The organism is Phycicoccus endophyticus, assembly GCF_011326735.1.
GTDB classification, from domain to species: Bacteria; Actinomycetota; Actinomycetes; order Actinomycetales; family Dermatophilaceae; genus Phycicoccus; species Phycicoccus endophyticus.
In genome coordinates, this window is the sequence record NZ_JAANCN010000001.1 from 568,266 (window position 1) to 586,268 (window position 18,003).

General features: G+C 74.1%; 17 protein-coding genes. 6 read left to right on the forward strand and 11 right to left on the reverse strand.

Annotated elements, in window-relative coordinates; genetic code table 11:
- Nucleotides 1-7 precede the first annotated feature (7 nt).
- The 7 genes from G8D98_RS02790 to G8D98_RS02820 form a co-directional block, all read right to left on the reverse strand.
- Nucleotides 8-706 carry a DUF3159 domain-containing protein gene (locus G8D98_RS02790; RefSeq protein ID WP_166098693.1) on the reverse strand — a complete coding sequence of 233 codons (699 nt, stop codon included), beginning with the start codon at nt 704-706 and terminating at the stop codon, nt 8-10.
- A complete protein-coding gene (locus G8D98_RS02795; RefSeq protein WP_166098695.1) occupies nt 703-1,062 on the reverse strand; it encodes an OB-fold nucleic acid binding domain-containing protein in 360 nt (119 codons plus the stop codon). Before G8D98_RS02795 ends, G8D98_RS02790 begins: the two co-directional genes overlap by 4 nt.
- Nucleotides 1,062-1,811, reverse strand: a complete 750-nt coding sequence (locus G8D98_RS02800) for a DUF3710 domain-containing protein (protein ID WP_166098698.1) — start codon at nt 1,809-1,811, stop codon at nt 1,062-1,064. The genes G8D98_RS02795 and G8D98_RS02800 overlap by 1 nt, the downstream gene beginning before the upstream one ends.
- A gap of 35 nt (nt 1,812-1,846) precedes the next feature.
- Nucleotides 1,847-2,317: a dUTP diphosphatase gene (gene dut, locus G8D98_RS02805; protein WP_166098700.1), complete on the reverse strand. Its 471-nt coding sequence runs from the start codon at nt 2,315-2,317 to the stop codon at nt 1,847-1,849.
- Between the two features lie 10 nt (nt 2,318-2,327).
- Entirely contained in the window at nt 2,328-2,627 is a 300-nt protein-coding gene (locus G8D98_RS02810) for a DUF4193 domain-containing protein (protein WP_166098703.1), read from the reverse strand.
- Nucleotides 2,628-2,799: 172 nt separating this feature from the next.
- Nucleotides 2,800-3,684 (reverse strand): inositol monophosphatase family protein, encoded by an 885-nt coding sequence (locus G8D98_RS02815; protein WP_166098706.1) that lies wholly within the window; start codon nt 3,682-3,684, stop codon nt 2,800-2,802.
- On the reverse strand, nt 3,681-4,787 hold the full coding sequence (locus G8D98_RS02820; RefSeq protein WP_166098708.1) for a ferrochelatase: 1,107 nt from the start codon (nt 4,785-4,787) through the stop codon (nt 3,681-3,683). Before G8D98_RS02820 ends, G8D98_RS02815 begins: the two co-directional genes overlap by 4 nt.
- Before the next feature lie 109 nt (nt 4,788-4,896).
- On the opposite strand from G8D98_RS02820, the gene sepH reads away from it, so the two are divergent.
- Entirely contained in the window at nt 4,897-6,000 is a 1,104-nt protein-coding gene (sepH, locus tag G8D98_RS02825) for a septation protein SepH (RefSeq protein ID WP_166098711.1), read from the forward strand.
- 13 nt (nt 6,001-6,013) lie between these two features.
- On the opposite strand, the gene G8D98_RS02830 is transcribed toward sepH, so the two are convergent.
- From G8D98_RS02830 to G8D98_RS02845, 4 genes are read right to left on the reverse strand one after another with little or no spacing between them, the layout of a single operon-like run.
- Nucleotides 6,014-6,691, reverse strand: a complete 678-nt coding sequence (locus G8D98_RS02830) for a thymidine kinase (protein ID WP_166098713.1) — start codon at nt 6,689-6,691, stop codon at nt 6,014-6,016.
- An 11-nt stretch (nt 6,692-6,702) separates the two neighbouring features.
- Nucleotides 6,703-7,854, reverse strand: a complete 1,152-nt coding sequence (locus G8D98_RS02835; RefSeq protein ID WP_166098715.1) for an alkaline phosphatase family protein — start codon at nt 7,852-7,854, stop codon at nt 6,703-6,705.
- 4 nt (nt 7,855-7,858) lie between these two features.
- Entirely contained in the window at nt 7,859-8,449 is a 591-nt protein-coding gene (locus G8D98_RS02840; RefSeq protein ID WP_166098717.1) for a DUF5998 family protein, read from the reverse strand.
- A gap of 47 nt (nt 8,450-8,496) precedes the next feature.
- The gene (locus G8D98_RS02845) at nt 8,497-11,160 is read right to left on the reverse strand and encodes a bifunctional acetate--CoA ligase family protein/GNAT family N-acetyltransferase (protein WP_166098720.1); all 2,664 of its coding nucleotides are present in this window, start codon (nt 11,158-11,160) and stop codon (nt 8,497-8,499) included.
- A 53-nt stretch (nt 11,161-11,213) separates the two neighbouring features.
- Between G8D98_RS02845 and G8D98_RS02850 the strand changes: the two genes are divergently transcribed.
- The 5 genes from G8D98_RS02850 to G8D98_RS02870 all read left to right on the forward strand — a co-directional run bounded on the left by G8D98_RS02850 (nt 11,214) and on the right by G8D98_RS02870 (nt 17,955).
- Nucleotides 11,214-11,819, forward strand: a complete 606-nt coding sequence (locus G8D98_RS02850; protein WP_166098722.1) for a nitroreductase family protein — start codon at nt 11,214-11,216, stop codon at nt 11,817-11,819.
- Nucleotides 11,820-11,906: 87 nt separating this feature from the next.
- Entirely contained in the window at nt 11,907-14,348 is a 2,442-nt protein-coding gene (locus G8D98_RS02855; RefSeq protein WP_166098726.1) for a DNA gyrase/topoisomerase IV subunit A, read from the forward strand.
- A 156-nt stretch (nt 14,349-14,504) separates the two neighbouring features.
- A complete protein-coding gene (locus tag G8D98_RS02860) occupies nt 14,505-15,866 on the forward strand; it encodes an ABC transporter substrate-binding protein (protein ID WP_166098729.1) in 1,362 nt (453 codons plus the stop codon).
- A 105-nt stretch (nt 15,867-15,971) separates the two neighbouring features.
- On the forward strand, nt 15,972-16,991 hold the full coding sequence (locus G8D98_RS02865; protein WP_166098731.1) for a carbohydrate ABC transporter permease: 1,020 nt from the start codon (nt 15,972-15,974) through the stop codon (nt 16,989-16,991).
- Nucleotide 16,992: 1 nt separating this feature from the next.
- Entirely contained in the window at nt 16,993-17,955 is a 963-nt protein-coding gene (locus G8D98_RS02870) for a carbohydrate ABC transporter permease (RefSeq protein WP_229661684.1), read from the forward strand.
- The last annotated feature ends 48 nt before the right edge of the window (nt 17,956-18,003 follow it).

Here is an 18,003-nt window from a genome sequence, read left to right on the forward strand (position 1 = left end):
CGGCGCCTCAGCGCCCGTCGGGGGTCTGCGTCTGCGGTGACGGCTCGAGCGGCGTGTGCCCGGAGACGAGCAGCCACCCCATGACGGCGACCCCGCCCACCCACAGCGGCCAGCCGAGGACGACCTTGGCGACCCCGAGCAGGGCCACCTGGGAGCCGGCGTACAGGGGGACCATGACGGCGAGCCGCACGACGTAGACCGCGACGAGCACCCAGGTCAGCCGGACGCACACCTGGACCATCCCGCGGTCGCGGCGCCAGCCGAAGGGGTCCTCGGCGGCCCGTGGGTCACCGGCGCCGACGAGGAAGCCGACCACCGGCCAGCGCAGGGCGATGGAGGCCAGGGTGCCGACGAGGAATGCGGCGCTCGCGAGGATGCCCGGGAGGAAGGCCGCCTCGGCCCGACCGGAGCGCACCGCGAAGAAGGCGGCGATGCCGGTGGCCAGGAGCGCCCCGAGGACGTGCTGCAGCGAGGACCGCTGGACCAGGCGCAGCGCGGCGAGGACCACGGCGAGGGCGACGGCGACGACCGCCGCGGCCCGCACGTCGTGCCCCGAGAGCGACCACACGAGGACGAACGCGACGGTCGGCACGGCGGTCTCGAGCGACCCGCGCCAGCCCCCGAGCGCGACCGAGAGCCGGTGGCGGATCAGCGACTCGACCGTCTGTGCGCTCGGCGCCACGGTCACCGGGTCCTCGGCGGTCACTGCTTCGGCAGGATCTCGTAGGACGGGTTGAAGATCGTCGGCACGCCCTTGTGGGTCGCGACCCGCCCCCGGGCCCGCAGGAAGGCGCCCGGCTCCACCCCGCCGATCGAACGCCGACCCACCCAGACGAGGTTGACCGACCCCTTGCCGTCCCACACCTCGGCCACGAGCGCGGGGACGCTGCGCCGCGGCGGCAGCGTGACGGTGCGGACGGTGCCGCACACACAGGCGGGGTAGCGCGGCGCGAGCGCGGTGAGGTCGTCGCCGCCCTCGGAGGCCGACTGCTCCTGCAGCTCGTCGGCGTCCTCCTCCAGCGGGGTGCGGGCGAGGTTGCGCAGCCGCTCGTGGACGCCCATCAGCGCACCTCGGTGATCTCGGGGCCACGCTCGAACGGGTCGATGCCGGTGCCCTCGGCGCTCTCGTCGTCCTCCGGCTCGGGCTGGGCGTCACGGGGCAGGCGCAGCGGGAGCAGCTCGCGCGGGGCCATCGGCTCACCGCCGCGGACGACGACCAGGCCGCGGAAGACCTCGAGCAGGGGCGCGGCCGCCGCGTCGTCGATGGCCGCGCGTCCGGACAGGACGCCCCGGAGGAACCACCGGGGGCCGTCGACGCCGAGGAAGGTCGCCGGTGCGAAGACGGTGCGTCCGTCCGGGCCGGCCGAGGGCATCCGGGTGCGCAGCTCGGTGCCGAGGTCGCCGGTGCGCTCCTCGGCGGTACCGCCCTGCGCCTGGACCGTGCGCGCGATCTCGGCGCGGATGTCCTCCCAGAGCCCGCTCGAGCGCGGCGCGGCGAAGGCCTGCACCTGCAGCGCGGACTCGCCGAGGACGGCGGTCGCCGCGTTGACCTGCTGGCTCTCCTGCTCGACCTCCAGGCGCAGCTCCATCCCCTGGACCCCCCGCACCCAGAGCGCCCCGAGATCGAGCCGGCCCTCCCGCCCCTCGACGTCGTTGACGTCGAACGGCCCACCCGGGCGTGGGGATGCAGCCTGCGCGGTGGGGACCTCCTCGGCACCGGCCTCGTCGGTCACGGCCTCCTCGGCCGGGTCGGCCTCGTCGGGCGCGACCGGCTGCGGGTCGGCGGGCTTGCTCCTGCGGAAGATGCTCACGGCGGTGGTCCTCGGACGGTGTGGCGGTCGGCGGGTCACCGGGTGGTCGGTCGGCCGAAGCCGCCGGTGGACCCGTGCCCAGTCTCCCCCCGGGCGCTCTCGGGAAGCGAATCGGTCGGGACGAAGTCGGCGTGCAGGTAGCTCTGGACGACGAGCTGGGCGACCCGGTCACCGACGTGGACGGTGAACGGCTCGTGCGGGTCGAGGTTGACGAGGTTGACGAGGACCTCGCCGCGGTAGCCCGAGTCGAGCGTGCCCGGCGCGTTGACGACGGTCACGCCGTGCCGGGCCGCGAGCCCGGAGCGCGGGTGGACCAGGCCCACCGTGCCCGGCGGCAGCGCCAGGGCGATGCCCGTCGGCACGAGCGCCCGCTCCCCCGGCGCGAGGGTCACCTGGGCGACGCTCGCCAGGTCGGCCCCCGCGTCGCCGTCGGTGCTGTAGCACGGCAGGAGGGCGTCCTCGTGCAACCGGCGCACGGCGACCGGGACGCGGGTGGGGGTGCTCACGGACGCAGGGTCAGGCCGCGCAGTCGCGGCAGACGAGCACGCCCGCCTTCTCGCTCGCGAGCTGGCTGCGGTGATGGACGAGGAAGCACCGCGAGCAGGTGAACTCGTCGGACTGGCGCGGGAGGACCCGCACCGAGAGCTCCTCGCCGGAGAGGTCGGCGCCGGGGAGCTCGAAGCCCTCGGCCTGCTCGGTCTCGTCGACGTCGACGCTCGAGGACCGCTTGTCGACCCGACGGTTCTTCAGCTCCTCGATGGAGTCCTCGGAGAGCTCGTCGTCGGTCTTGCGCGGTGCGTCGTAGTCGGTTGCCATGCTGGGGTCCACCCTTCGTCGTGCCGTACCGGCCCGGACAACGCACAGGCGGCTCGGTTTGTGCCCGGCCCGCCCTCGTGTGCGCGCCAGATTGTGCACCATGGCGGCCTCGGCCGCCACGCCGGTCCGGCCGACGGGCCCGGTGCGCCGCCGGCCCCAGCGTCCGTGCAGGTCAGGCGGGTGCGTCCGGCAGGCCGACGTGCTCGCGCGTCAGGGCCCGTACCCGGTCCGAGAGCGCCTCGGCGACCCCCGGCGCCGCGGCCCACGTCAGGGCCTGGGCCGCCACCTCGTCGAAGGGCCCCCCGACGCGCGCGCCGGCCTCCCGGGCCACGAGCTCACCGGCGGCGCGGTCCCACGCGTGCAGACCCGTCTCGTAGTAGGCGTCGAGCCGGCCGGCGGCGACCGCGCACAGGTCGAGGGCCGCGCTGCCCTGACGCCGAATGTCGCGGACCGCCGGCAGCAGCTCGACGAGCAGCCGGGCCTGTCGGGCCCGCAGCTCGGGGGCGTAGCCGAAGCCGGTCCCGACGAGGGCCAGCGCCAGGTCGCCCGTCGAGCGGGCCCGCAGCCGGCGGGTGTCCCCGCGAGCGTCCAGCCAGGCCCCACCGCCCTCGCGCGCGTGGAAGAGCTCGCCGCTCTCGGGGTTGGCGACGGCCCCGGCGACCGCGCGCCAGCGGCCGCCCTCCCCGGGGTCGCCGACGACGGCGGCCACCGAGACGGCGTACTGCGGCACCCGGTAGAGGTAGTTCGTCGTGCCGTCGATGGGGTCGACGACCCAGGTGACCCCGCTCGTGCCGTCGCGTCCGCCCTCCTCCTCGCCGAGCACGGCGTCCCGCGGGCGCAGGGCGGCGAGCCGGTCCAGGAGCAGCTCCTGGCTGCGCTGGTCCATCTCGGTGACGACGTCGGTCGGGGTGGACTTGGCGGCCACCCCGAGGTCCTCGGGCCGTTCCTCGACGACGAGCCGGGCCGCCTCCCGGGCGACCCGGCAGGCGACCTCCTCGAGCTCCGCGAGGTCCACCCCGGCCGGGACGGCGGGCTCGGGGCCCGCGGCCGCGCTCATCCGTCCCGCCCGCACAGGGCCGGCTTGGCGACCCGCAGGTTGGGGCAGCAGCCGGGGTCGCACACCGAGGGCCGCACGTCGCCCGGCAGCCAGGTCGCGGGCACGACGACCTCGCCGCGCGCCTCGGCGGCCCGCTCGAGGAGCAGGTCGACCAGGCCCGGGGCGAACTCGTCGTCGCCGTGCGGGGTCGGGACGCGCACGAAGGGCACCCCGACCCGCCGGGCCGTCTCGGCGGCCTCGGTGTCGAGGTCGTGGACGACCTCCATGTGGTCGGAGACGAACCCGATGGGCGCGAGCACGACCGGGGCGGAGGACTCGGCGGCGAGCTGCTCGATGCGGTCGTTGACGTCCGGCTCGAGCCACGGCTGGCTCGGCGGACCCGAGCGCGAGCAGAAGACGAGCTCACCGCGCACCGTGGCCCCCAGCTCGGCTCCGACGACCTCGTCGAGCCGCCGGGCCAGGCGCAGGTGCTGGTCGGTGTAGAGGTTGCCCTCGCCGTCCCCCGGCCCCGAGGTGTCGTCCATCGCGACCGGGATGGAGTGGGTGACGTAGAGCACCCGCGCCGCGCCCGGCTCGGGCAGCTCGCGCAGCGCCGCCGTCAGGGCCCGCGCCCAGGCCCGGCCGAGGCCGGGGTGGTGGACGTACTGGCGGACCTTGTCGACGACGAGCCCGTCGCCGGCCGGCCCCACCTGCTCGAGGGCGGCGGCGAGGTCCTCGCGGTACTGCCGGCACGAGGAGTAGCAGGAGTACGCGCTGGTGAACAGCGCCACGACACGGGTGGCGCCGTGGCCGAGCGCCTCGTGCAGGGCGTCGGCGAAGAACGGCTCGCTGTTGCGGTTGCCCCACAGCACGGGGACCTCCAGCCCGCGGCGCTCCAGCTCGGCGCCGAGCCGGACGATGAGGTCGCGGTTGAGGTCGTTGATCGGGCTGCGGCCGCCGCGGGCGTAGTAGTGCTCACCCACCTCGACGAGCCGCTCGTCGGGGATGTTGCGTCCGGCGGTCACCCGCCGCAGGTACGGCACGACCTCCTCCGCGGACTCCGGGCCACCGAAGGAGCCCAGGAGGATGGCGTCGTACGGGGCGAGGTCGGCGGCGGCGGACATGGGACCACGCTATCCGCCCGATCCGGGCGCGTCCGGCGTGGGCTCCACGGCCGGGGCCCCGGTCGGTGGCATCGTCGAGGGGACGACCAGCGACCCGGGAGATTGCGACATGCAGGACCTGCGCCTCATCGGCGTCCACGAGGACGGTCAGCACCTCCTGCTCGCGGGCAGCGACGGGGGGCGCTACCGGCTGCCCCTCGACGAGCCCCTGCGGGCGGCAGCCCGCCGCGACCGCCCCCGGCTCGGACAGCTGCAGATCGAGATCGACGGCGGGATGCGCCCTCGCGAGGTGCAGGCGCTCATCCGCCGGGGGCTCTCCGCCGAGGAGGTCGCCGACCGGGCCGGCTGGACCCTGGAGAAGGTCCGCCGGTTCGAGGTCCCCATCCTCGCCGAGCGCGAGCACGTGGCCCGGGTCGCCCGCGGGTGCGCCGTCGGCACGCGCGGCGCCGGCCCGGTGACCCTCGAGGAGCGGGTCGGCGAGCGGCTGCGCGACCGCGGTGTCGAGCGCGACCTCGTCGAGTGGGACTCCGCCCGGGACGAGGACGGTGTCTGGCAGCTGTCGATGACCTTCGCCGCCGGCGGCCGCCGGCGCACGGCGACCTGGCACTACGAGCCGCTCGGGGGGTCGGTGAGCCCGACCAACGACGAGGCCCGCTGGCTGAGCGAGGAGGCGACCTCGGGGCTCATCCCGGCCCCGCACCAGGCCGGTCCCTCGGAGGACCTCGACGTCTACGACGTCGACGCCGACGGCGGGATCGAGCCCGTGCCCGTCGAGCGTGCCGGCCACGAGCCGATCGACCTCATGGCCGCGATGCGCGAGCACAGTGCCCGGGGTCGACGCTCGCGCCGCCGGACCTCCCCGACACACACCCCGGGCGAGGAGCAGCCGCGCACCGACGCGCTGCCCATCGAGGAGCTCTCCGGCGACCTGCTCCAGGCCGGCCCGCCTCCGGTCGCCCGGGCCCGCAAGCCGGTCGCCGAGCACCTCGAGCCCGGCGACCCCCAGGCGGAGGCCGACACGCTCGTCGGGGGGTGGCCACACGACGGCGCCCCGGCGCCGACGGAGCCCTCGCCCGACGACACCGAGGCACCCGAGGGCGAGCACCCACCGCGGCACGCCCGCCCGGCGGCGAACCCCTCGCGCAAGCCGCGCCCGAGCGTGCCCAGCTGGGACGACATCGTCTTCGGGACCAAGGGCTCCGGCCCCGCCTGAGGCTCGCCCGGCGTCAGGGCCGCGGCGGCAGGGGGCAGGCGTCGAGGTCGAACGGCAGGGTGTCCGGGGTCGGGGACGCCGCGAGCGCCGCCCGGCTGTTCATGCGGCGCATGTGGTGACGCCGGCAGAGGACCTCGTACTCGACGACCCCCGCGCGCGCCGAGGCGGTGTCGCCGACGACGACCTGCTCCCCCTCGACGACCATGACCCCGTCGACGACCCGGGCGTTGTGCGTGGCCCGACGCCCGCACCAGCACAGCGCCTCGACCTGGAGCACCTCGACCCGGTCGGCGAGCTCGATGAGCCGCCGCGAGCCGGGGAAGAGCTCGGTGCGGAAGTCCGCGGTGATCCCGAAGGCGGTCACCTCGACGCCCATCTCGTCGACGACCCGCGCCAGCTGCTCGACCTGCCGGGTCGTGTAGAACTGCGCCTCGTCGCAGATGAGGTAGTCCACCCGGCCACCGGCGGTCAGCTGCTCGACGACCGCGTCCCAGAAGTCGAGGTCGTCGCCCACCTCGACGGCGGTGGTCTCGAGCCCGAGGCGCGAGGAGAGCACCGACTCCCCGGCGCGGTCGAGCTTGGTGAAGATCAGCCCCTCTCGCCCCCGGGCGCGCTGGTTGTGGTCGATCTGCAGGGCCAGGGTGGACTTGCCGCAGTCCATCGTCCCGGAGAAGAACACCAGCTCGGCCACGGGCGCCAACCCTAGGCGACGGCGGCGGGCACGTGGAGGACCGGCACGGCCAGCTCCTCGGCGGTCAGCCCACCGTGCATCCCGAGCAGTGCGAGCAGGGGGGCACGCATCCGCCCGGAGTCCATGACCGCGAGGTCGCCGTCGGCGACGACGACGACGTCCCCGATCCGCTCGAGGTTCGCCGGGGCCACCGGGCCGAACCAGCCGGCGGCCACGGCCTCCTCGCGCCGGCGCACCCAGGCCCGGGTACCGAGCCGCTGCGCCCAGGTCGCGGCGACGTCGCCGGCGGCTCCGGCGCGGCAGTAGACGTGCGTCGCGCGCGGCTCGCCACCGAGGTGGCGCACCCCGTCGAGCAGGGCCGGCTCGCGCGCGACGTCGACCCGGGTCTCGTGCGGGCAGGCGACCATCCCGTGGTCGGCGGTCACGGTGAGCGAGGTGTCCGGGGGGAGCCCCGCGGCGAGCCGGGCCAGCTCGGCGTCGACGAGCTCCAGCTCGGCGGTCCACTCCAGGGACTCCGGGCCGTGGACGTGCCCGAGCTTGTCGACCTCGCCCCAGTAGAGGTAGGTGAGCGTGCGCGGCGCGCTGCGCGCGGCCCGCAGGGCCACGTCGACCCGGTCGGCCAGCGGGTCCGCCGCCGCGAACCGGCCACCCCGCAGCGCCGCACGGGTCAGCCCGGAGCCGTCGAAGAAGGCGGGGCCGATCCGGGTCACCGTGACGCCGGCCGCCTCGGCCCGCTGGAACCACGTGCGCAGTGGCTGCCAGGACTCCGGCGGCGGCCCGTCCTCCCAGGACAGCTCGTTGAACACCCGGTCCTCCCCGGGCAGGAGCACCTCGTACCCGAGCATGCCGTGCGCCCCCGGTGGCGCTCCGGTGCCGAAGGTGCCCATCGAGGTCGCGGTCGTCGAGGGGAAACCCGCCGGCACCCGGCGGGTGGCCCCCGCATGCTCCCGGAACCACGGCGCGTGCCCGAGGCGGCGGGTCAGCTGGTCGGCGCCGAGGCCGTCGACGAGGACGACGACGGCGCGCCGGGCGGGGGGCAGGGCCAGCCGCCCGGACCAGCCGGCACGCCCGTCGTCGGCGGGCACCCCGAGCGAGGCGCAGACGCTCGGCAGGACGTCGGCGAGGCTGCCCGCCGCGTAGTCCGGCGCGGCAGGGCGGGTCACCCGCTCAGCCCCGGCCGATGGCGGCCGACAGGTCGCGCGCGAAGGACAGGGCGCGCGAGAGCTGGTCCTCGCCGTCGGCGGCGGCGGCGATCCGCAGCGCGATGTCGTCGCCCGTGACCGTCCCCTCGTAGCCGTGGTCGGCCTCGCAGTCGGGGTCGCTGCACGAGGCGGGGACGAGGTCGACGCGCGCCACGGTGCCCCAGCCGAGGGTCAGGGTGACCTCGCGGCCGAGGGACCCGGGGACGTAGCGCTCCGGGCGCTCGACGACGTGGGTGAGCATGACCCCCTTGACGGCGTGCAGCGGGATCGCCTCCGTCGTGGCGGTCGCGACGTCCTGGGGCGCGGGCGGCTCGTCCGCGTGGTCGTCGGCGTGCGCGATGAGCAGCCGCGAGGGCGTGAGCACGAGGACGGTGATGTGCCGGCGCACGACGTCCCGGTCGAAGGTGGTCTCCAGGTGCACGAGGTGGTTCTCGACCCGCTCCCCCGCCAGGGCGGCGGCGACGATGTCGCCGACGAGCGCCGGGAAGTACCCGGCACGCTCGATGTCGGCGGTGAGCTCCGCCGGGAGGACGGGGGCGTCGTGGGCGCTGGTCATGCCCCCATTGTGCCGTCCCGCCGCCCCCCGGGGACGGCGAGGCGCCCCTAGGTGAGCGAGCGGCGGCCGGGGTCGATCCGCCGCGGGGCGGGCGCCACGGTGATCTCCGCCCCGAGCACCTCCACCCCGCCGGGGTGGGCGTTGACCGGGTTGAGCACGAGCGAGGCCACCTCGGGCATGTCGTCGGCGAGCACCGAGATCCGGCCGATGAGGTCGGCGAGCGCGGCGCGGTGCACGGGCGTCTGCCCCCGGTAGCCGTGCAGCACGGGCGCGGCCTTGACCGAGGAGATCAGCTCCGAGACCGTGACGTCGGTGAGCGGTGGGATCCGGTAGGCGACGTCGTCGAGCAGCTCGGTCGGCAGGCCCGCGACGGAGAAGCCGATGACCGGGCCGAAGAGCGGGTCCTCCTCGGAGGTCACGACGCACGCGACGCCCTGGCTGGCCATCGTCTGGATGACGAACCGGTCCGCCTGCAGCGGGGCGAGCCGCTCGCTCAGCGAGGCCCAGGCCGCGCGCAGGGCCGACTCGTCCCCGAGGTCGACCCGCACACCGCCGCTGCCGCCCTGGTGGCGCACCATCGGCGCGACGGACTTCAGGACCACCGGGTAGCCGGCCTCCCGCGCCGCCGCGACGGCCTCCTCGACCGAGCCGACCTCCCGCCGGCCCCACAGCTGCACGCCGTAGGCGGCGAGCAGGGCGGTCGCCTCGTCGTGGGTGAGCCGGCGTCCGTTCGGGCTGACCGACAGCACGGTCTCGACGACGTCCTCGGCGACCCGCCGGTTGATCCCCACGGGGGCCACCGGCGTGCCCTGGTCCCGGGCCCGCCACTGCCCGTAGCGGGTGGCCGCGGCGAGCGCCCGCACGGCGTCCTCGGGCATGGCGTACACCGGGATGGCCCGCCGCTCTCCCCCGGTGCCCTGGACCGAGCCCCGGTCGTCGACGCCGCGCATCCCGAGGAAGGTCGCGACGCACGGCTTGTCCGCGTCCGCCGCGGCACCGCGTACCGCCGCGGCGACGTCCTGGTCCCCCGTGGCCAGGGGCGGGATGAAGCAGGAGACCACCGAGTCCACCCCGGGGTCCTCGAACGCACGGTCGAGGGCGGCCCGGAAGTCCGCGGCCGAGGCCTCGCTCGGCAGGCACACCGGCCCGTGGGCGACGGTGAGCCCCCAGCTGGTGCAGGCGTCACCGGTCAGCGCACCGAGGGCGGCGGAGTTGCCGACGATCGCCACCCGGTCGCCGGCGGGCAGCGGCTGGTGCACGACGAGCTGGGCGACGTCGAAGAGCTGGTGGACGTTCTCGACGCGGATCACCCCGGCCTGCTTGAGCATCGCCGAGAAGACCGCCGGACGGGCCTTGGTCTCGCGCACGGTGTGACCCGGGGGCACGCCGAAGCGGGAGACCCCGGACTTCACGACCATGACCGGCTTGATGAGGGCGAGCTTGCGGGCGATGCGGGAGAACTTGCGCGGGTTGCCCATCGACTCCAGGTAGAGCCCGACCGCGTCGGTCGCGTCGTCGTCGATCCAGTACTGCATGAAGTCGTTGCCCGAGACGTCCGCCCGGTTGCCGGCCGACCCGAAGGTCGAGATGCCGAGGTTGCGGCGGGCGGCGGAGGCGAGCACGGCGATGCCGAGGGCGCCCGACTGGGCGAAGAGCCCGAGCCGCCCCGGGGGCGGCACCGTCGGGGCGAGCGTGGCGTTGAGGCGGACCTGCGGGTCGTTGTTGACGATCCCGAAGGAGTTGGGGCCGATGACCCGCATCCCCGCGCCGCGGGCCCGGCGGACGAGCTCCTGCTGCCGGGCGGCTCCCTCCGGGCCCTCCTCGGCGAACCCCGCGGAGACGACGAGCAGCGCCTTGACCCCGGCCCGGGCGCACTGCTCGACGACACCGAGCACCGCCGTCGAGGGCACCGCGACGATGGCCAGGTCCACCTGGCCGGGCACGTCGAGGACGCTGGGGTAGCACGTGAGCCGACGCAGCGTGCGCGCGCTGGGGTTGACCGGCACGACCCGCCCGGTGAACCCGGACTCGGTGAGCCGGTCCAGCAGCTGGCCGCCGAAGGTGTCCCGCCGCCGGCTGGCCCCGACGACGGCGATGGTCTCCGGCCGCAGCAGGGCGCGCAGCGACTGCGCCTCCGCGCGGTGCTCCCGGCTCATCTCGACCGCGCGGGAGCGGTCGGTCGGCTCGATGTCGAAGCCGACCTCGACGACGCCGTCCTCGACCCGGCGGGTGACCTCGTAGCCGGCGTCGGCGAACACGGCGAGCATCTTGCGGTTCTGGGGCAGGACCTCCGCGGTGAACCGCGCGATGCCGAGGTCGCGCGCCACGGCCGCGAGGTGCTCGAGCAGCACCGAGCCGATGCCCTTGCCCTGGTAGTGGTCGCTGATGTTGAACGCGACCTCGGCGCTGCGGGCGTCGATGCGGTCGAAGCGCCCGATCCCGATGATCTCCTCGCGCATGGTCACCACCAGCGCCACCCGGTCGGTGTAGTCGACGTGGGTGAAGCGGTGCACGTCGGCGTCCGAGAGCCGGCGCAGCGGCGCGAAGAAGCGCAGGTAGATCGACTCGTCGGACTGCGCCTCGTGGAAGCGGCGCAGGGCGTCGGCGTCGTCGGGGCGGATCGGGCGCAGGCTCGCCACGGTGCCGTCGCGCAGGACGACGTCGGCCTCCCACGCGGCCGGGTACCCGGGTGGGAGCGTCACCTCCGCCATGGCCGACATCCTGCCATCCGTCGCCCCCGGCCGCTGCCGGGCACACTGGCCTCATGGAGCTGCGCGAGGTGGTCCGTCGGCGGCGGATGGTGCGCCGGTTCGACCCGGGCCGGCCGGTCCCCGAGAGCGTCGTGCGCGACCTCGTGGCCCTCGCGGTGCGGGCCCCGAGCGCCGGCTTCAGCCAGGGCTGGGACTTCGTGGCGCTGCTCGCCCCCGAGGACCGCGAGCGGTTCTGGGGCGCAGCGGCCGGCAGCGGGCCGCCCGACGCGTGGCTGCGCGGGGTCTCGGCCGCACCCGCGCTGCTCGTCTGCCTCTCCAACCCGGGGGCCTACCTCGACCGCTACGCCGAGCCCGACAAGGGTTGGAGCGACCGCTCCCTCGAGCACTGGCCGGTCCCCTACTGGGACACCGACACGGCCATGGCGGCGATGCTCGTCCTGCTCGGGGCACAGGACGCCGGGCTCGGCGCCCTCTTCTTCGGCGTCCCCGCGGGCCGCCACGGCGCGGTCCTCGAGGCGCTCCGCGTGCCGGACGACCGGCACGTCGTCGGGGTGGTCGCCCTCGGGCACGAGGCGGAGCGGGTCGTGGGGTCGGCCGCCACCCGGCCCCGGCGAACCGTCGAGGACGTCCTCCACCTCGGGCGGTTCGGAGTGTCGTGACGCCCGGGGCCCGGGCGTTTGTGAGGATGGCCTGGACCCCTGCCGGCACCCCCGGCTCCCCCGAGGACGAGGACACCCGGCACCACCATGGCCAAGCGCACGAGCACTCCGCCCCCCGAGGACGCTCTCGGGCGGGTCGTCGACATCGACGTCGAGGAGGAGATGCGCACCGCGTTCCTCGAGTACTCCTACAGCGTCATCTACGCCCGCGCCCTGCCCGACGCCCGCGACGGGCTCAAGCCGGTCCAGCGCCGCATCCTCTACGGCATGGCCGAGCTCGGCCTGCGCCCGGACCGCCCGCACGTGAAGTCCAGCCGGGTCGTCGGCGAGGTCATGGGCAAGTACCACCCGCACGGCGACCAGGCGATCTACGACGCGCTCGTGCGGCTGGCCCAGCCCTTCACGATGCGGCTGCCGCTCGTCGACGGCCACGGCAACTTCGGCTCCCTCGACGACGGGCCGGCCGCCTCGCGCTACACCGAGGCCCGGATGGCACCCGCCGCGCTGCTCATGGTCACCGGGCTCGACGAGGACACCGTCGACTACGTCCCGAACTACGACGACAGCCTCGAGCAGCCCGGGGTGCTGCCCGCCGCCGTGCCCAACCTCCTCGTCAACGGCACGAGCGGCATCGCCGTGGGGATGGCGACGAACATGCCGCCGCACAACCTCGTCGAGGTCGTCGGCGCGGCCCGCCACCTCATCGACCACCCGAACTGCTCGCTCGAGGACCTCATGAAGTTCGTCCCGGGCCCCGACCTGCCCGGCGGCGGCCGGGTCGTCGGGCTCGAGGGCGTGCGCGACGCCTACCTCACCGGCCGCGGCCGGTTCGTCACCCGGGCCACCGCCCGGATCGAGAAGGTGACCGCCCGGCGCACGGGCATCGTCGTCACCGAGCTGCCCTATCTCGTCGGGCCGGAGAAGGTCATCGAGCGGGTCAAGGTCCTCGTGCAGTCCAAGAAGCTCCAGGGCATCAGCGACATCAAGGACCTCACCGACCGCAAGAACGGCCTGCGGCTCGTCATCGAGGTCAAGAACGGGTTCAACGCCGAGGCGGTCCTGGCGCAGCTGTACAAGCACACCCCGATGGAGGACTCCTTCGGCATCAACAACGTCGCCCTCGTCGACGGCCAGCCGCAGACCCTCGGCCTGAAGGACCTGCTGCGGGTCTACGTCGACTTCCGGATCGAGGTCGTGCGCCGCCGCACCGCCTACCGGCTGGCCCGACGGCGCGAGCGGCTGCACCTCGTCGAGGGCCTGCTCGTCGCCATCCTCGACATCGACGAGGTCATCCAGCTCATTCGCGCCAGCGACGACGCGGCCGCGGCCAAGGAACGGCTCGTCGCCGTCTTCGACCTCTCGAGCGCGCAGGCCGACTACATCCTCGAGCTCCAGCTGCGCCGGCTGACGAAGTTCTCCCGGATCGAGCTCGAGGCCGAGCGCGACGAGCTGCAGCGGGCCATCGAGGAGCTCGAGGCGATCCTCGCCGACGACCGCCTGCTGCGGCGGACGGTCTCGGGCGAGCTCGCCGAGGTCGCCAAGGCCCACGGCACGCCGCGGCGCACCGTCCTGCTCGAGTCCGCCGGCACCGCCGCGACCCCGACGACGCCGCTGGAGGTGAGCGACGACCCGTGCTGGGTGCTGCTCTCCTCCACCGGCCTGCTCGCCCGCACCTCGGGCGCCGACCCGGTCCCCGCGGACGGCCCGCGGGCCAAGCACGACGCCGTCGTCGGTGCCGTGCGCACGAGCGCGCGCGGCGAGTTCGCGCTCGTGACCTCCCGCGGCCGGATGGTGCGGATGTCGGCCCTCGAGCTGCCCGCGCTGCCTCCCCTCGGGGGCGCACCGAGCCTGTCCGGCGGCGCCCCGCTCGCGGTCTACGTCGACCTGCCTCGCGGTGAGGAGCCGCTGACGATCGTCTCGCTCGACCCCGGCGGTCCGGGCCTCGCCCTCGGCACCGCCCACGGGGTCGTCAAGCGGCTCACGCCCGACTACCCCAAGGGCGGCGACTGGGAGGCCATCGGCCTCAAGGACGGCGACACCGTCGTCGGCGCCGTCGAGCTGCGCACCGGCGAGGAGGACCTCGTCTTCGTCACGAGCGACGCCCAGCTGCTGCACTTCCCCGCCGCCGCCGTCCGCCCCCAGGGGCGCGCGGCAGGGGGGATGGCCGGCGTACGGCTCTCGCCGACGGCCTCCGCGGTGTTCTTCGGCGCCGCCGCCCCGGACGCCGAGAACGTCGTCGTCACCGCGGCCGGCTCCGCCGACGCCCTGCCCGGCACCCAGCCCGGCTCGCTCAAGGTGACCCCGTTGCAGGAGTACCCCGCCAAGGGCCGCGGCACCGGCGGCGTGCGCGCGCACCGGTTCCTGCGCGGCGAGGACACCCTCGTGCTCGCCTGGGTCGGCGCCACCCCGGCGCGGGCCTCCGGCGCCGGCGGCGTCGCGCTCGAGCTGCCCCCGGCCACCGGCCGGCGCGACGGGTCCGGTAGCCCGCACGGCGCGGTCATCGCCGGGATCGGCGCCCCCGTGCGCTGAGGTGCGCGCGGCCGGACGGCCGTCGTGTTACGGGATCGTTACCGCCGAACGCCTCGGAGGCGTTGACTCGGTGCGTAAACGCTTTTACCTTTCTTCAGGATTTCCTCAGCGCCGAGGCACCGGCCGCGGCGCGCCCAGTGAAGATGGAGGCGGGCTATGCCCCTGAACTCGACGCGCCGCGCCGCGGCGCTCTCCGGAGCCCTCGCGCTGGCTCTCGGCGTGAGCGCCTGCGGCTCGAGCGACAGCGACGCCGGATCCGACGAGACCGGAACCGAGATCGACTGCGCGCCCTACGAGGCGTTCGGCGACCTCGACGGCACGACGGTGACGGTCTACACCTCGATCACCGCGCCCGAGGACGAGCCGCACATCGCCTCGTACAAGCCGTTCGAGAACTGCACCGGGGTGACGATCAAGTACGAGGGCTCCAAGGAGTTCGAGGCCCAGCTGCCCGTGCGCGTCCAGGGCGGCAACGCCCCCGACATCGCCTACCTCCCCCAGCCCGGGCTGCTGCAGACGATGGTCGCGACGGGCAAGGTCGTCGCTCCGCCGCAGGAGGTCGAGGACAACGTCGACGCGAACATGCCCGACTTCAAGGAGTACGGGACCGTCGACGGCACGTTCTACGCCGCGCCGCTCGGCGCCAACGTCAAGTCCTTCGTCTGGTACTCGCCGCAGATGTTCGCCGACGGCGGGTACGAGATCCCCACGACGTGGGACGAGCTGATGTCGCTGACCCAGCAGATCGCCAGCGACAACCCCGACTCCAAGCCGTGGTGCGCGGGCATCGAGTCCGGTGACGCCACCGGGTGGCCGGCCACGGACTGGATCGAGGACGTCATGCTGCGCACCGCGGGTGCCGAGACCTACGACAAGTGGGTCAACCACGAGATCCCGTTCAACGACGCGTCGGTCGCCGAGGCCCTCAACGAGGTCGGCAAGATCCTCAAGAACCCCGACTACGTCAACGGCGGGTACGGCGACGTCAAGACGATCGCGACGACCTCCTTCCAGGACGCCGGGCTGCCGGTCCTCGACGGCTCGTGCTACATGCACCGCCAGGCCTCGTTCTACGCGGCGAACTGGCCCGAGGGGACCAACGTCGCCGAGGACGGCGACGTGTGGGCCTTCTACCTGCCGGCGATGACCGCCGAGGAGCACCCGGTGCTCGGCGGCGGCGAGTTCGTCGCGGCCTTCGCCGACCGCCCGGAGGTCAAGGCCTTCCAGACCTACCTCTCCTCGGTCGAGTGGGCCGACGAGCGGGCGCGCACGTGCGGCAGCGGCGGCTGCGTCACGGCGAACAAGAACGCCGACGCCTCCCTGCTGGAGAACCCCGTGGACAAGCTCTCCGCGGAGCAGCTGACCGACCCGAACGCCACCTTCCGGTTCGACGCGTCCGACCTGATGCCGGGCGCCGTCGGTGCGGGCACCTTCTGGAAGGGCATGACCGACTGGATCATCGGCCAGGACGACCAGACCACGCTGGACTACATCGAGAAGTCCTGGCCGAAGTCCTAAGGACCGGCCGCTGACCGGCCCACCGGTCCGTCCCGGGGGCGGGGCGCACACCGCCCCGCCCCCGGCCTCTCCGCTGAACCCAGCCCGACCCGAAAGGCGGACCGCATGGCGCCCGTGACCCTCGCCGCCCTGCCCGCAACGATCCTGCCCGAGCCCCTCCTGCGCGCCGAGAGCGTCGGCGGCAAGTTCGCCCTCATGATCTTCGCCGTCGTCGTCTTCGCCGTCGTCTTCGGTCTGGTGCTCCTCCTGGCCACGCTCTTCACCGGCCGGCGCGGCGAGCAGGTGCAGGGCGCCCTCTTCGCCCTGCCGGTGGTCGGGCTGCTCGGCGTCGGCCTGGTCTACCCGGCGCTGCGCACGATCAACCAGTCCTTCAAGGGGCGCACCGCCGACGGGCCGTACTCACTCGAGAACTACGCGACGATGTTCACCTCGCCGGACCTGCTCGTCGTGCTGCGGAACACGGCGATCTGGGTGGTCCTCGTGCCCTTCCTCGCCACCGGGATCGGCCTGCTCTACGCGATCCTCATCGACCGGGCGCGGGGCGAGGCGTTCGCCAAGGCGCTGATCTTCCTGCCGATGTCGATCTCCATGGTCGGGGCGAGCATCATCTGGAAGTTCGTCTACGAGTACAAGCAGACCTCACGCCCGCAGACCGGCCTGCTCAACGGCATCCTCAAGCTCCTCGGGTTCGAGACCCGACAGTGGCTGCTCGACGTCCCGCTGAACACGCTCATGCTCATCGTCGTCATGGTGTGGATCCAGGCCGGGTTCGCCATGACCGTCCTCTCGGCCGCGATCAAGGCCATCCCCGACGACATCATCGAGGCGGCCAAGCTCGACGGCGTCAAGGGCATGGCGATGTTCCGGTACATCACCCTCCCGAGCATCCGCTCGGCCCTCGTCGTCGTCCTGACGACGATCGGCATCGCGACGATGAAGATCTTCGACATCGTCCGGACGATGACCGCGGGGCAGTTCGACACCTCGGTCGTCGCCAACGAGTTCTACAACCAGATCTTCCGGTACAACGCGCCCGGGATCGGGGCCGCCCTCGCGGTGCTGCTCTTCGTGCTCGTCATCCCGATCGTCGCGTACAACGTCGTGCAGATGCGCAAGGAGGCCTGACGTGAGCACCCTCGAGCCCACCGCGCTCCCCGACAAGGTCAGCGAGGAGATGGAGCAGACCACCCACCCGGGCCGGCCGCGCCGCCGCCGCCGCCGCTCCGCCGCCGGTGACGCCGCGCGCGCGGTCACCTCGCCGTGGGCCTCGCTCGTCGCCGTCGTCATCGCCGTCCTGTGGACCATCCCGACCATCGGGCTGTTCGTCACCTCCTTCCGCAGCCAGCTGGACATCCAGCGCAGCGGCTGGTGGACCTCCTTCCTCCACCCGGGCGACTACACGCTCGACAACTACACGCAGGCGCTGTCCTCGACGAGTACCTCGAACATCGTCCAGGCCTTCATCAACACGATCGTCATCACCCTGCCGGCGGTGGTGCTGCCGATCTTCCTCGCCTCGCTCGCGGCCTACGCCTTCGCCTGGATCCCCTTCCCCGGGCGGGACGCGCTCTTCGTCGCGGTCTTCGCCCTCCAGATCGTCCCGCTGCAGATCGCGCTCGTGCCGCTGCTCGACATCTACGTCAACAAGCTCGGGTTCGGCGCCTCGTACTGGAGCGTGTGGCTCTCGCACACGATCTTCGCCCTCCCGCTGGCGACCTTCCTCATCCACAACTTCATGAAGGAGCTGCCCGGCGAGCTCATGGAGGCCGCCCGGGTCGACGGGGCCGGGCACGTGACGATCTTCTTCCGGATCCTCCTGCCCCTGCTCACCCCGGCGATCGCCGCGTTCGGCATCTTCCAGTTCCTCTGGGTCTGGAACGACCTGCTCGTCTCCCTCGTCTTCCTCGGTGGCACGCCCGACGTCGCGCCGATCACGGTCTTCATCGCGGCGCTCGCCGGCTCGCGAGGCAGCGCGTGGTACCTGCTCTCCGCCGGTGCGTTCATCTCGATGGTCGTCCCCGTCGCCGTCTTCCTCGGCCTCCAGCGCTACTTCGTGCGCGGCCTGCTCGCGGGCGGCCTCAAGGGCTGAGCCGCCGCCCGGGACGACGAGGAGGTCGCCATCAGCACGATCACCGAC

Coding starts and splice junctions, on each gene's coding strand:
- G8D98_RS02795 (WP_166098695.1), bottom strand. CDS start 1,062: ATGGGCGTCCACGAGCGGCTGCGCAACCTCGCCCGCACCCCGCTGGAG.
- G8D98_RS02810 (WP_166098703.1), bottom strand. CDS start 2,627: ATGGCAACCGACTACGACGCACCGCGCAAGACCGACGACGAGCTCTCC.
- G8D98_RS02815 (WP_166098706.1), bottom strand. CDS start 3,684: ATGAGCGCGGCCGCGGGCCCCGAGCCCGCCGTCCCGGCCGGGGTGGAC.
- G8D98_RS02820 (WP_166098708.1), bottom strand. CDS start 4,787: ATGTCCGCCGCCGCCGACCTCGCCCCGTACGACGCCATCCTCCTGGGC.
- sepH (WP_166098711.1), top strand. CDS start 4,897: ATGCAGGACCTGCGCCTCATCGGCGTCCACGAGGACGGTCAGCACCTC.
- G8D98_RS02840 (WP_166098717.1), bottom strand. CDS start 8,449: ATGACCAGCGCCCACGACGCCCCCGTCCTCCCGGCGGAGCTCACCGCC.
- G8D98_RS02845 (WP_166098720.1), bottom strand. CDS start 11,160: ATGGCGGAGGTGACGCTCCCACCCGGGTACCCGGCCGCGTGGGAGGCC.
- G8D98_RS02850 (WP_166098722.1), top strand. CDS start 11,214: ATGGAGCTGCGCGAGGTGGTCCGTCGGCGGCGGATGGTGCGCCGGTTC.
- G8D98_RS02855 (WP_166098726.1), top strand. CDS start 11,907: ATGGCCAAGCGCACGAGCACTCCGCCCCCCGAGGACGCTCTCGGGCGG.
- G8D98_RS02860 (WP_166098729.1), top strand. CDS start 14,505: ATGCCCCTGAACTCGACGCGCCGCGCCGCGGCGCTCTCCGGAGCCCTC.
- G8D98_RS02865 (WP_166098731.1), top strand. CDS start 15,972: ATGGCGCCCGTGACCCTCGCCGCCCTGCCCGCAACGATCCTGCCCGAG.